This is a genomic window from Kitasatospora sp. MBT63, assembly GCF_000710465.2.
GTDB lineage: Bacteria > Actinomycetota > Actinomycetes > Streptomycetales > Streptomycetaceae > Kitasatospora.
The window spans coordinates 1-12,807 of the sequence record NZ_JAIZ01000486.1; the positions used below are offsets into that span (position 1 = coordinate 1).

The 12,807-nt window shown below is 72.7% G+C and carries 9 protein-coding genes and 1 pseudogene; 2 read left to right on the top strand and 8 right to left on the bottom strand.

Translation table 11 applies throughout. The annotated features are described in order from the left end of the window. Window positions 1–76: 76 nt before the first annotated feature. From AA75_RS26315 to AA75_RS26325, 3 genes are all read right to left on the bottom strand, one after another. Entirely contained in the window at window positions 77–1,387 is a 1,311-nt protein-coding gene (locus tag AA75_RS26315) for a lipopolysaccharide assembly protein LapB (protein ID WP_033822743.1), read from the bottom strand. Between the two features lie 81 nt (window positions 1,388–1,468). Further along, complete coding sequence (locus tag AA75_RS26320) at window positions 1,469–2,917, bottom strand: DUF4331 domain-containing protein (RefSeq protein WP_033822744.1); 1,449 nt, start codon at window positions 2,915–2,917, stop codon at window positions 1,469–1,471. A gap of 227 nt (window positions 2,918–3,144) precedes the next feature. Beyond that, a complete protein-coding gene (locus tag AA75_RS26325) occupies window positions 3,145–4,299 on the bottom strand; it encodes a HoxN/HupN/NixA family nickel/cobalt transporter (RefSeq protein ID WP_199520419.1) in 1,155 nt (384 codons plus the stop codon). A gap of 392 nt (window positions 4,300–4,691) precedes the next feature. On the opposite strand from AA75_RS26325, the gene AA75_RS49795 reads away from it, so the two are divergent. Both AA75_RS49795 and AA75_RS26335 read left to right on the top strand, forming a co-directional pair. Continuing rightward, on the top strand, window positions 4,692–6,320 hold the full coding sequence (locus tag AA75_RS49795) for a high frequency lysogenization protein HflD (protein ID WP_158515571.1): 1,629 nt from the start codon (window positions 4,692–4,694) through the stop codon (window positions 6,318–6,320). Window positions 6,321–6,351: 31 nt separating this feature from the next. Next, on the top strand, window positions 6,352–6,699 hold the full coding sequence (locus tag AA75_RS26335; RefSeq protein ID WP_051813400.1) for a hypothetical protein: 348 nt from the start codon (window positions 6,352–6,354) through the stop codon (window positions 6,697–6,699). 15 nt (window positions 6,700–6,714) lie between these two features. Here AA75_RS26335 and AA75_RS26340 read toward each other — a convergent pair whose 3' ends face one another. The 5 genes and pseudogenes from AA75_RS26340 to AA75_RS49800 form a co-directional block, all read right to left on the bottom strand. Next, on the bottom strand, window positions 6,715–8,058 hold the full coding sequence (locus tag AA75_RS26340) for a lipopolysaccharide assembly protein LapB (RefSeq protein WP_051813402.1): 1,344 nt from the start codon (window positions 8,056–8,058) through the stop codon (window positions 6,715–6,717). Window positions 8,059–8,082: 24 nt separating this feature from the next. Continuing rightward, window positions 8,083–8,730 carry a class F sortase gene (locus AA75_RS26345; RefSeq protein ID WP_082526843.1) on the bottom strand — a complete coding sequence of 216 codons (648 nt, stop codon included), beginning with the start codon at window positions 8,728–8,730 and terminating at the stop codon, window positions 8,083–8,085. A 77-nt stretch (window positions 8,731–8,807) separates the two neighbouring features. Next, entirely contained in the window at window positions 8,808–10,382 is a 1,575-nt protein-coding gene (locus AA75_RS26350; RefSeq protein WP_233289196.1) for a DUF4331 domain-containing protein, read from the bottom strand. Between the two features lie 789 nt (window positions 10,383–11,171). Continuing rightward, entirely contained in the window at window positions 11,172–11,426 is a 255-nt protein-coding gene (gene tatA, locus AA75_RS26355; RefSeq protein ID WP_033822747.1) for a Sec-independent protein translocase subunit TatA, read from the bottom strand. A gap of 650 nt (window positions 11,427–12,076) precedes the next feature. After that, a pseudogene (locus AA75_RS49800) lies at window positions 12,077–12,807 on the bottom strand (hypothetical protein); the annotation flags it as partial.

Consider the following 12,807-nt stretch of genomic DNA (forward strand, 5'->3'; position numbering starts at 1 on the left):
CGGGCCGGCTGGTCCACGACGAACTTCCCCGCGCAGCAGCTGCACTTAGACGACCGAGGTGAGCCCGGCGCGGGGGTCATCCGAGGGCGGTGAGTGCGGCGCGGGCCTGCGGGGCCAGGAGCGGGTTGAAGGCGGGGTCAGTGGTGAGCGCCTCGGTGAGGTGGGTGCGGGCGTCCTGGGTGTGGCCGAGGGCGTGTTCGATCTCGCCGAGGTGGTAGCCGAAGAGGGCGTTGTGCCAGCCGTGCGCCCGGGCCGTTCGGGCGAGGGTGAGGGCCTCGGTGTCGGCGCCGGTGCGGTGCAGGGCCCAGGCGAGGGCGTCGGCGACGAGGACGTTCTGGCGGCGGTCCCACTCGGCGCGGAGCAGGCGGACGGCTTCGGCGGGGTCGCCGTGGTCGGCCTGGTACTGGCCGAGGGTGAGGTCGTCGACGACGCCGTTGGCGGCGGCGAGTCGCTGTTCGGCGGCCAGCAGCCGGTACTGCTCCTCGGCCCGGTCGTGGTGGCCGAGGGAGTCGTGGAGTTCGCCGAGTTCGAGCAGGTACTGGGGGAGGGGGACGGCGTCGATGGCGGCGGTGTAGTCGCGTACGGCGTCGTCGGTGCGGCCGAGGCCGGCTTCGGCGCGAGCCTGGCCGGCCAGGGCGGGGGTGTAGCCGGGATCGGTCGCCAGCGCCTGCCGGTAGCCGGTGAGGGCCTCGGCGGTGCGGCCGGAGTTCCGGTCGAGTTCGGCGAGTTGGTACTGGCAGAAGGCCCGGTCGGCGGGGTCGTAGGCACCGTCGAGGGCCTTGCGGAGGGCGGAGCGCGCGTCGTCGGTGCGGCCGTGCTGTTCCAGGTCATAGGCGGCGCGGGTGAAGGAGGCGGTGCCGGGGCGGCGGTCGAGGAGCTGCTGGACGGCTTCGGTGGCGCCCGCGTCGTCGCCGAGCTGGGTGCGGGCGTCGGCCAGGACGGCGTATGCGGGCCAGTGCTCGGGGGAGGCGGTGATGGCCCGGTCGGCGAAGTCGCGTGCCTGGTCGAAGAGGTGGCGGGCGTTGGCGAGGGCGCCGAGGCCGGTGAGGGCGTCGGCGTTGTCCTGCGGGGCCAGGGTGAGCGAGCGGTGCAGCGCTTCGTCGGCCTTGGGATAGTACGACGGGTCCGCGGTCAGCCGGGCCTGTTCGACGTACTCGGCGCCCAGGCGTGCCCAGCCGGCCGCGTCGCCGGGCAGCCGGCGCAGCCGCTGCTGGTCCGCGGCGATGGCCCGGGCCAGCGAGCCCTCGGGGACAGCCGGATGGCCGGCCTGCCGGGCGGTTTCGGTCGAGGGCGGACGGCGTTCGGGAGCGCTTCGGTCCAGTGCCCCGAGCGCCGCGAGGCCGCCGCACAGGGCGATGGTGGTGAGCAGCAGCGGCAGGCGGCGCATGAGAGCCCTTCGATCGTGCACATGGGAAGGTGGCCGGTGGTGGCCGACAGCGGCGCTGTCGGCCACCACGGGCACTGGTCGTCAGTTGGGCTGGTTGACGGCCTTGTCGTACGGCAGCGCGATGTAGGGGAAGCAGGGGCCGAACGGCTTGTCGGCGGCGTTGACCTGGTCACCGGCGGCGAGCGCGCCGATCAGGTGGCCCGGGGTGGCGCCCTCCATGACCTGCAGGGCGATGTCGACGACGTCGTCGGTCAGGCGGCGGCCGTTGGGGAAGCCCTGGAAGTCGCCGTTGAGGATGCCGAGCCGGTCGGGGTTGGCGGTGACCGGGGTGGACATGTTGAGGCGCAGTTCCTCGGCGGGGACGAACTTCTTCGGGTTGATGTCCTGGTTCATCAGCTGGGAGTTGAGGTCGACCTGGAAGGGGCCGCCGGTGGCCTTGGCGATACCGGTGAGGAAGATCTCCTGGAGGTCGGTGCGCGGGGTGGCCGGCGCCGGGAGGCCGTAGATCGCCTGGACGAGCTGCGGCACCTCCGGGTTCAGGACCTTGTTGACCACGGCGGGCTGGTTGTGGTCCTCGGACGGCGGCAGGGAGTTGAAGGCGTCCTTGAGCCCGGCCGGCAGGACGACCTCGTTGACCAGCGGGTTGCCCAGGCGGGACACCTGGACGAACTTGCCGGCCGGCTCGGCCTTGCCGGGGCTGAGCTTGAGGGTCTGCTTCTCGGTGCTGGACCAGACCCCGATGACCGGGTTGCGGTTCGGGTCGCCCTTGTACGCCAGGCGGCTCTTGGGCACCTGGATGGAGAGCGAGTTGACGTTGTACCCGGCCAGGGTGTTCTGGCCGACCTCGGAGAGGTTGCCGCCGTAGAGCAGGTCGAAGACCCGCAGGTCGAGGAAGAACGGGTCGGCGGCCTGGGTCGCCACCGTCTGCCCGCCGCCCGGGAGTTGCACGGTGGCCTGGTCGCGCAGCTGCCCGTAGTTGGGCATGGACGCGCGGCCGGTGTCGGACGGCGCGGCGGTGCCGTGCTCGACCAGGGTGACCGGCTCGCAGCCCGGGCGCAGCTCCTGGAGGGTGTAGTACTGGCGGAACAGCAGGGTGGGGTCGGTGAGGTTGTTCACGACGCCGTTGTTGTACAGGAAGGTGTTGGTGCCGCGCTGGTCCTCGGTGTGGAAGGTCCAGCGGTAGGTCAGGTCAGGCTTGCCCGTGCCCTGGGAGTCGATGTTGATGTCGTAGTGCGCGCCGTCGGCCCAGGGGTAGAAGTTCGGGCCGCCGTTGGGCTCCTGGAACGGGAGCCAGTTGGCGACCAGGGTGACGGTGTCCTGGTTGTCGGGGCTGGTGAAGGCGTAGACGTCGGTGTTGTCGACCTGCGGGTCCGCGGCGATCAGCGGGGCCTCGCGGTGGCTGGAGGCGGAGCTGACACCCGCCCCGGAACCGAGGATCGCGCTGCTGGCCAGGGCCAGGCTCATGGTGGTGAGGATCGCCGCGGTGCGGGCGGTGGAGCCTCTGCGGGCAGGTCGGCGTGTGACGTTCATGTAGGTGGGGTTCTCGCTTCCGTGACGGGCGTCGTCCGCCCCGCGCCGAGCGGCACGGGGCGGGAATCCGGCTGCGCAGCCGCACTGGGCACTGTGAACCGGATCCCGGCATCGGTTCGTGAGCGGTGGTGGCGCGGCTGGGTCGCCTCACCCCCATGGACCAGCGATGTCACCCGCTCGGGCCAAGGACGTCCGCGCGCGCCTCTCGCAGCCGAGCCGACGCGCTCTCAGCCCTCGCCCGCCGCGGCCGCCGGTGTGACGACCGGGCCGGAGCCGCTCCACTTCTGTTCGATCCGGGCGAACTTCCAGATCAACAGGGCGACGAGCCAGGTGGTGAAGAACAGGCCGACGATCACGAACCCGACCGTGTTGAGGTCGAGGCCGGCGATCCAGTCCCAGAACGTGCCGTGCAGGCCGAGCTTGTCGGCGAGCAGACCGAGCAGCTCGACGGTGCCGATGATGAGGGCGACGGCGACCGACAGGCCGGTGATGGTGAGGTTGTAGTAGATCTTGCGGACGGGCTTGGAGAACGCCCAGCCGTAGGCGAAGTTCATGAACGAGCCGTCGACCGTGTCCAACAGGCACATCCCGGCGGCGAACAGCACCGGCAGGCACAGGATCGCGTACCACGGAAGCCCGGAGGCGGCGCCGGAGCCGGCGAGCGCCAGCAGGGCGATCTCGGTCGCGGTGTCGAACCCGAGGCCGAAGAGCATCCCCAGCGGGTACATCTGCCACGGCTTGCTGACCGACCTCGTCACCCGGCCCAGCATCCGGTTCATCAGGCCGCGCCTGTCGAGCTGCTCCTCCAGCGCGGCCTCGTCGAGGTGCCCGGCCCGCATCCGCCGGAACACCTTCGAGATCCCGGCCAGGATGACGAGGTTGACGATCGCGATCAGGTAGAGGAACGAGCCCGAGACGGAGGTGCCGATCAGGCCGGTCACCTGGTGGAGGTGCGAGCTGTCGTCCTGGAGCGGGCCGGCGAGGGCCTTCACGCCGAAGGAGAGCAGGACGGCGAGGACGAACACGACGGAGGAGTGCCCGAGGGAGAACCAGAAGCCAACGGACAGCGGCCGCTCGCGCTGTTCCATGAGCTTGCGGGTGGTGTTGTCGATCGCGGCGATGTGGTCGGCGTCGAAGGCGTGCCGCATGCCGAGGGTGTAGGCGGTGACACCGATCCCGATGCCGAAACTCTTGGTGCCGATGGTGTGGTGCTCGGGCGCGACGACGGCGACGAGGGTGACCCAGCCGATGACGTGCAGGGCGACGATGAAGCCGCCCATCCCTGCCAGGCGCTGCCACTCCTGACGGGTGATCGACGCCACGGCGGCCGCACGGCCGGGTCTCGCGGGATCCTGGACGGGGGTGACGGATGAGGAGGCCATGGGCGTCCTTCCTGCATCAACGGCCGGGACGCCGCACACGGCGCCTCTATCTCGTAGTTGCACTATCACCGCAACTGAGAGTCCGTGTCACGGGGCGCGCCGGGGGCGTGCAGGGGTACGCCACCCGCGCCCCGGCCGGGCCCTGAGTGGGCGATCGGCCGTTCGGGCGCGGCGAACGCCCGTCCGAAGCGGATGGGCCGGGCGAGTGATGCCATCACTCGATCCGGAGTGGTGCCAATCCGCGGTCACCCCCAACCCCGGATGGTGTGCGTCGGGCCGACCAGCCCTCATCCACTTCCCGCCGGGCCGGGCGTCGCCGCCGCGGCAGCCGGCCCCGTCCCCGGAGGCCCAGCGTGGCGGTCCCACAACCCCTCGTCCGCGCAGGCACGGCGGTGTCAGGCGCACTGCTCCTGCTCGGCCTTGCCACGCCTGTCGCCGACGCCCACCCGTTGGGAAACTTCTCCCTCAACCACTACCTCGGCTTCACCGTCCACCCCGACACCCTCGAGGTCCTCGCCGTCACCGACGCCGCCGAGATCCCCACCCTCCAGGAACAGCCGACGGTCGACCGCAACGGCGACGGCACCGTCGACGACGCCGAGCGCACCACCTGGGCCTCGGAGCAGTGCACGCAGACAGCCCGGCACCTCCAGGTGACCACGGATCAGGCCGCGACACCCCTGTCCTGGGGCACGGCCTCTGCGGAATTCCGCTACGAGGACGGGGCGGCGGGCCTGCGCACCAGCAGGCTGGAATGCCGGCTGCGGACCGCACTGGACGTCCCCGCCGCCGGTACCACCCTGCGCGTCGCCAGTGGAATCGACACGAGCCGGGTGGGGTGGAACGAGATCACCGCCCGCGGGGAGGGCACCACCCTCGACCACACGGATGTCCCGGCGCAGTCTGCCTCCAAAGAGCTGCGGGACTACCCGCGGGACCTGCTCGACAGCCCCAGCGGAGTCACCCACGCCCAATTCCGCGCGCGCCCCGGCGGCGGCCCGGGCCCGGCCCCGGGTACGGCCGTCAGGGCCGACGGCTCCGGGCCCACGGCCTGGCTCGCCGACCTCGACGCCCGCCTCACCGAACTCGGCGCGACCCAGCGCCTCACCGTCCCGCTCGGCCTGCTGGCCGTGCTGCTCTCGATCGTGCTGGGCGCCGGGCACGCGCTGCTCCCCGGGCACGGCAAGACCGTGATGGCGGCCTACCTGGCGGGGCGCCGCGGCAGTACCCGCGACGCGGTCACCGTGGGGGCGACCGTCACGGTGACCCACACCGCCGGCGTCCTGGTCATCGGCCTGTGCCTGACCGCGTTCTCCTCCCTGGCCGGCGATCTGCTCCTCGGCTGGCTTGGCGTCCTCAGCGGCGCCCTGGTCGCCGTCGTCGGCACCGGCCTGCTGCGCGACGCGCTCCGGCGCTCCCGCGGCACCGGGCGGCCCGGCAGCAGCCCGCACCTCGGATCGGAAGCCCACAGCGAGCCGGTGAGGCAACTCGCGCACGCGTCAGCCGCGCCTACCGGCCACCACGACCACCCGCACCCGCACGACCACGACCACGACCACGACCACGACCACGACCACGACCACGGTGACGATGCACACCCGGGCGGTCACAGCCATCGGCACGACCACAGCCACGGGCACCGGCACGGCCTGTTCGGAGGTGGCCACCATCATCACCATGACCCGGCCGTCCCGGGTCGCCGCGGACTCATCGGTCTCGGGATCGCCGGCGGCCTGGTCCCCAGCCCGTCGGCCCTGGTGGTCCTGCTGGGCGCTGTCGCTCTTGGCCGCACGCTCTTCGGGGCGGCCCTGGTGGTCGCGTACGGCCTGGGCATGGCAGGCACCCTGACCGCGGTCGGCCTGCTCCTGGTCCGCCTCGGCGACCGTCTCGCGGGCGCGGCGGACGGCCCGGTCCTCGGCCGACTGCGGCGAATCGCACCGTACAGCGCCCTGCTGACGGCGCTGCTCATCCTGACCGTGGGGCTCGGGCTGGTCGTCCGCAGCCTCCCCGCCACTCTGTGAACACCCGTCCCCTGCCGGAGGCCGACCCGTCATGACCGTGAGCACCGCACGCCGATCCCTCGTTCTGTTCTGCCTGGCCCTGCTGGCCGCCCCGCTGCTGGCGGCATGTGGGGCCGATCAGGACGGCAGCTTCGACGCCCAGCCCGGCACGCCGTCCCCGACCTGCATCCAGCACCAGGCGCAGGAGCCGGGCGCCAGGTACACCGGCGGCGAGGAAGCGGATCCGCGGGCGGTCCTGGAGATGATGCGTTTCTACACCGCCAACGGCACCAAGGCGTTCTGCGACGGCAAGCCGCCGACCGACACCGACCGCCGCTGGACCGAGCTGTACGCCACGCTCGGGGGCGACGCGAGCCACATCTCGCCGCCGAAGCAGTAGCCCGCCCCGCTGCCCTCAGCCCGCTTCGCCGGTGTCGACCGTGCCCTTGAGCGCGGCCAGTGCGGCGCGGGCGGCCGGGGTGTGGAGCGGGTGGAAGGCGGGGTTGATCGCCAGCGCGTTCTCCAGCTCGCTGTATGCGTCGGCCGACCGCCCGAGGCTCCGGAGGATCATGGCGCGGTGGTAGTGGAAGAGGGCGTTACGCATTCCGAGGGCCAGCGCCTCGTCGGCCTCCGCCAGCGCCTCCCGGTCGCGGCCGTTGACGTGCAGTGCCCAGGCGTAGGCGTCGTGCATCTCCAGGAACGGCCTTGTCCTCAGGCCCTGTTCGGCGATGGCGAGGGCTGCCTTCGGGTCGCCGTGGTCGGCCTCGAACAGCGCCGCGTCGGTGTCGAGGGCCACTCCGTTGTCGGTGAACAGCTTCTGTTCGGCGCGGAACACCTGGTACTGCTGTTCGGCTTCGGCGGTGCGGCCCAAGGACTGGAGCAGCTCGCCGAGTTCGAGGACGTACTCGGGTTGGGGGACCTGGCCGACGGCGTGCTCGAGGTCGGCGACGGCGGCCGGGCTGTCGCCGAGTGCGGCTTCGGCCTTTGCCCTGGCTTCCAGGAGGGATGCGGTGCCGGGGGCGGTGCGCAGGCCCGCCTGTGCATGGGTGAGTGCGCTCGTGGGGTCGCCGTTGTCGAGGGCGAGCTGGCTGAGGTGGTAGCGGGCGAAGGCCTGGTCGGCGGGGGTGTTGGCGTCGTCGAGGGCGCGCTTCATATTGGCGGTTGCCGCTGCCGGGTCGCCGCGCAGCTCCCAGGTGTAGGAGGCGCGGGCCAGTGACGGGGTGCCCGGTTTGAGGTCGACCATGCGCTGGACCGCGTCGAACGACTCGGGGTAGCGGCCGAGTTGGGTGTAGGCATCGGCGAGGGTCCCGTACAGGGTGGAGCTGTCGGGGTTGACGGCGATGGCCCGCTGGGACCAGTCGAGGGCCGCGGTGAAGTCGTGCCGGGCGGCGTCGAGGGCGGCAAGGCCGGCCATGGCGGTGAAGTTCTCCGCCGGATCGGCTTCCAGCGACCGGGTGAGGACGGCTTCCGCCTTCGGGTAGTAGGACGGGTCGGCGGTGATCTTGGCCTGCTGGACGTAGGCCAGGCCGAGGGAGGCCATCGCGAGCGCGTCGCCGGGGACCGCCTTGAGGTGTGCCTGCAGGCCGAGGATGTCCGCGTCCAGGCCGCGGCCGGTTGCGGCCCGGTCGTCGTCCGTACTCCCGGTGGTGGCCTGGTTGCTGCCGCCGTGGGGGGCGAGGCCGAGGCCGCCGGCGAGGAACAGGCCGACGCCGAGCGCGGTGGCGACGGCGGCGGGCAGCAGACGGCGGCGTCGGTTCACGCGGACTCCAGGCGGTGGTCGTGTTCAGGCGGGTGTGGTGCCGGTCGTGCGGCCGGCCGGGATGGCGAAGACCACCAGGTTGGAGAGGTACTCCTGGCTGGCACGGTCGTAGGTGCCGCCGCAGGTGATCAGGTGCAGTCCCGGGTCGGGGGTGTTGCCGAAGATCAGGTCGTCGGGGAAGTCGTCCTTGTCGTAGCTGCGCAGGGCCTGGACGGTGAAGCTGCTGGTGGTGCCGTCGGCGGCGTCGACGGTGATGGCGTCGCCGGGGCGCAGGACCGACAGTCCGGCGAAGACGGCGGGGCCGGTGAGTGAGTCGACGTGACCGACGATCACCGCGGTGCCCGGGCTCCCGGGGGCGGGTCCCTGGCTCCACCAGCCGGCGACCTGGGGGTCGTCCGGCGTGCCGAGGTGTCCGTCGCCCTGGACCTGCAGGTCGGTCAGGCCGCTGTCGACCCTGATCCGGGGTATCCGTATCCGTACCGGCGGCGCCGCCGGTCCCACCGGCGCACGGGGGCCGGCCGCCTCGGACCGCTCTCCTGGTATGTCCCCTGGTATGTCCCCGATGTCCTGGACAGCGGCGGGACCCGTGCGCCCGCGCGAGGTCGCCAGGCTCAGTGTCCCCGCCCCGGCGAGAGCCAGACCGACCACCAGCGCGACGGTCGCTGCCGTCACGCGGCCGGCCCGCTGCGCGTGCCGCGGTCGCCGGCCCCCCGGAGGGAGGGGCCGGCGACCGGGGCGAAGGAGACGGATCACTGCTGGGCGCCGTGCCGGCGGCGCAGTACGAGGACGGCCGCGCCGGTGAGCAGGACGCCGCCGCCGAGCGCGGTGGCGCCGACGACCGGGAAGCTGCCCAGGGACAGGCCGCCGAGGCCCGCGGCGACGCCGCCCGCGGGGTTGTCGGAGACGGCCTGGTTGACGGCGGCGGTGTTCGGCAGCGCGACGTACGGGAAGGTCTTGCCGAAGGCGTGGTCGTTGGCGTTCACGCCGTCACCGGCGGCCAGGGCCGGTACGATCGCGCCGGTCAGGGCCGCGCCCTCCAGGGCCTGCAGCTCGATGTCCACGACATCGTCGGCCAGGCGCCGGCCGTTGGGGAAGCCGGCCAGGTCCTGGCCGAGGACACCGAGGCGGTTGGGCGACGCCGACGGCGGCACCGACATGTTGAGGCGCAGTTCTTCGCCGGGCAGGAACTTGTCCTTGCTCACGTCGGCGTTCAGCTGCTGGGAGTTGAGGTCGGCCTGGATGGGGCCGCAGGCCTTGCAGATGCCGGTGAGGAAGATCTCCACCAGGTCGTTGCGCGGGGTGGCGGGCGCCGGGATGCCGTAGACGCTCTGGATGAGCTTCGGCACGATCGGGTCCTTCACCTTGTCGACCACGGGGGTGACGGTGGCGTCCTTCTCGGGGCTGAGCGCGTTGAAGGCGTCCTTGTACTTGATCGGGACGACGACCTCGTTGATCAGGGGGTTGCCGAGCCGGGAGACCTGCCGGAAGCCCTCGCCGCCCTTGTCGGCGGTCGCGCCCTCACCGCCCTTGCCCTCACCGCCCTTGTCGGCGACGACGGCGGCGCCCTTGCGATCGGTGGTGGACCAGACGCCGATCACCGGGTTGCGCGTCGGGTCGCCCTTGAGCGCGAGGTCCTTCTTGGGGACCTGGATGGCGATGGTGTTGACGTTGTAGCCGCTCAGGGTGTCGTGCCCGGACTCCTTGAGGTTGCCGCCGTAGAGCAGGTCGAAGACCCGCAGGTCGAGGAAGAACGGGTCGTCGGCCTGCCCGGCGAGGGTCTGGCCGCCGCCGGGCAACTCGCGGGTGGCCTGCTGGCGCAGGGCCGCGTAGTTCGGCATCGAGGCCTGGCCCGTGTTCGAGGGGGCCGCGACAGCGTCCTGGAGCAGTGTCTTCGAGGACCCGTCGGCGTGGGTCTCGGTGAGGGTGTAGGTCTGGCGGAAGTTCAGCGTCGGGTCGTCGAGGTTGTTCACGACGCCGGTGTTGTAGAGGAACTGGTTGGCGTCGTCGCGGTAGTGGTTGCTGAACGTCCAGGTGTAGGTGGTGTCGGCACGGCCGTCACCGTCGGCGTCGATCTTGATGTTGTAGCGCGCGTCCTCCGCGAACGCGTAGAAGTTCGGTCCGCCGTTCGGTTCCTCGAAGGGAATCCAGTTCGCGATCAGCGTGACGGTGTCCGGCTTGTCCGGGCTGACGAAGGCGTACACGTCGGTGTTGTCCGCGCGCGGGTCGCCCGCGATCAGCGGCGCCTCGCGGTGGCTGGAGGCGGAGCTCACGCCGGGGGTGAGACCGGCCAGGGCGCCGGCGGCGGCGAGGGCGAGGACACCCATCCCGGCCAGCGGCCGCTCGGCGCGGCGGGCGAGCGCGGGAAGGCGGGGCGAACGAGGAGGCTGCATGGTCCGTCTTTCTGGAGGGTGGCCCGGATCGGCGGTCCGCAGCAGGCCGGCGACGGCCGCGCGGACAGGAGTGCCCGCTGCGTCCGGTCGCACGGCACTCCCGGCGGCTCCCCACTCGAGCGGGCGTGCGGCTCGCGCTGGTCCGGGGCCGGCGTGCGGCCTCGGAAGAGTTCGAGGGCGAGCCGTCTGCTGTCCGCGCGATGGTGGTAAGCCCCTCATAAAGTCACCACGGGCGCCCGCGCGGCGCTTACCGAAGTAGCCCATCCGGGACCGGCGCGGCCCACGGCCGAACCTGACCGAGTCGGACAGCCCGAAGCCGACCCGGGCCCTGCACCAGGGCCCCGGATGGGCGGCGAAGACCACCGAGGAGGCGTGACCGGCACGGCGGGCGGCAGCCTCCGAAACCGTCCTCCGCCGTCGACGGTCCCGTGGGGCTGGCTCGCAGTTCGTCCGGCGCCGATCGGCCAGGTCAGCCGAGAGGTGACCGAGGGCGGCAGGCTGACCGGCGGCAATGGGCCGTCTGCGGCCTCGGGAGTGACGCCAACTCAGGGTGCGCCGCCCATGACGCCGGCGAACGGGACCGAACCGGGAACAGCAACCGACGGTACTCGGCCGCGCCCGCAGCCTCCACTCAGAGCCACATGTTGCCCTCGACCGGGGACAGCCGGCGCCGACGGGGAAGTCGGCCTGGCCGCGGCCCTGGAGCTGCCCCGGCGGGCGCCTCTACCCGGCTTCGGGACCTCGCGGCCCCGATGTCCCATCGCCGCCGTCGGCGGCCCCCGTGTTCGCGGGTGCGGCCTGCTCGTCGTCGGTGGCCGCTCCCCGCTCCTCGCGTAGCACGGAGGTCTCCGCCTTGAGGATGCGCAAGGACCTTCCCAGGCTCCGCGCGATGTCGGGAAGCCTCCTCGAGCCGAAGAGCAGCACGACGACGGCGATCAGCAGAAGCAGGTGCCAGGGTTCCAAACCGTTGCGGAGCATTGCGCATCACCGATCCTCTCGGGTCCGGCCGACGCACGGCGTGCCACGCGGGGCCGGCCACCAACGCACCGGGCGGCAACCTCGCCGAGCGCGTCAGTGCGAGAAGACGGGTCCCGGGCGGTCGTGCCCAGGACGTCCCTCAAGGAGTGTTCGGCGCGACGTGCGCTGGGGATTGGTCCCCGCTCCTACGGGCCGCGGGCGCCTGAGAGCGGCTGCCCCCGACCGTCCCGCGCAGCTTCTCCGTCGTGCGAGTACCCCATCCGCAGGTGTCGGGTCCGGCCTTCCCGGATGTCCCGCGGTCCCGGTCCGCCGTGGCCGGATCCGGTGGCGGATGCGAAGCCGTGCGGCGGCGAGGCGACGAGCAGCACCACGAACACGCCCAACTGCGGCGGGTGGCCGTCCGGCCGGTGATGCCGGTGGACGGCCCCCGCGACGAAGGACCCGGGCCTCGCCCGCACCTGCCGCACCTCCGCGCGATGGACCGCCTCCATCGTGCGCCGCTGCGCCGGGTGCGCGGCGCGGCCGGTGGCGGCGGTGGACCGGCGCGGTGAACCACGGCGTTGCCGTGTTCGGGTGGCGGTGGCGGGGCCCCGGTCGTCAGCGGGCGGCCGCCGGGGCTCGGGGTCGGCGGTGATCGGGGCCTGCCGGGCTCAGGCCGGTTCGGCCGGTTCGGTGCCCAGCATCCGGCGGACCAGGTGCACCACCCCGCCGGCGGCGACCGCGCCGCCGATCAGGACCACGAAGTACGCCACCACCCAGTGTGTCGCGCCAATTCCCATGTACTCCAGCAGCCAGGGCGCCGGCCCGAGCGCGATGCCGGCACCGCGGAGCCGGTCGGGCCGCCGGGCCGAGAGGTGCACCAGCAGCAGCAACGAGACCACCAGCAGCGCCGAGAAGCCGACCATCGCGGGCACCTCGTACCAGCTCCATCCGAGCAGGGTCACCCGGGAATCCATCAGCACCGCTAGCGGCACCCCGGTGGCGAGGGCGACCGCGCCCGCCTCCCAGCGCCCCCGCCGGCCGGTGTCGACCAGGTCGGGTGGGGCGAGCAGCACCAGGGCGGCCAGCGCGCAGGCCCGGAGCAGTGCGCCCGGGGCGCGGTCGTACGCGCCGAGGACCACCAGTGCCACGCCGAGGTCGATCAGGGCCGCGAGCACGGCCACCGGGCGGGCCCGGCGCCAGCGACCCGTGGCCGTGAGGAGTAGCGCCACGATCCAGGGGATGAAGACCAGCGCGACCAGGACGACCTCGACGGCGAACAGGCGAGGACGGGTTTGCGGGGAGGTGGTGGCGAGCGCGGTCAGGGACGGGAGCAGCCCCGAGAGGCACTCTCCCGCCGCGAGGGCGAGTGCGACCGGGGCGGCGGCGGCCAGCATCCGGC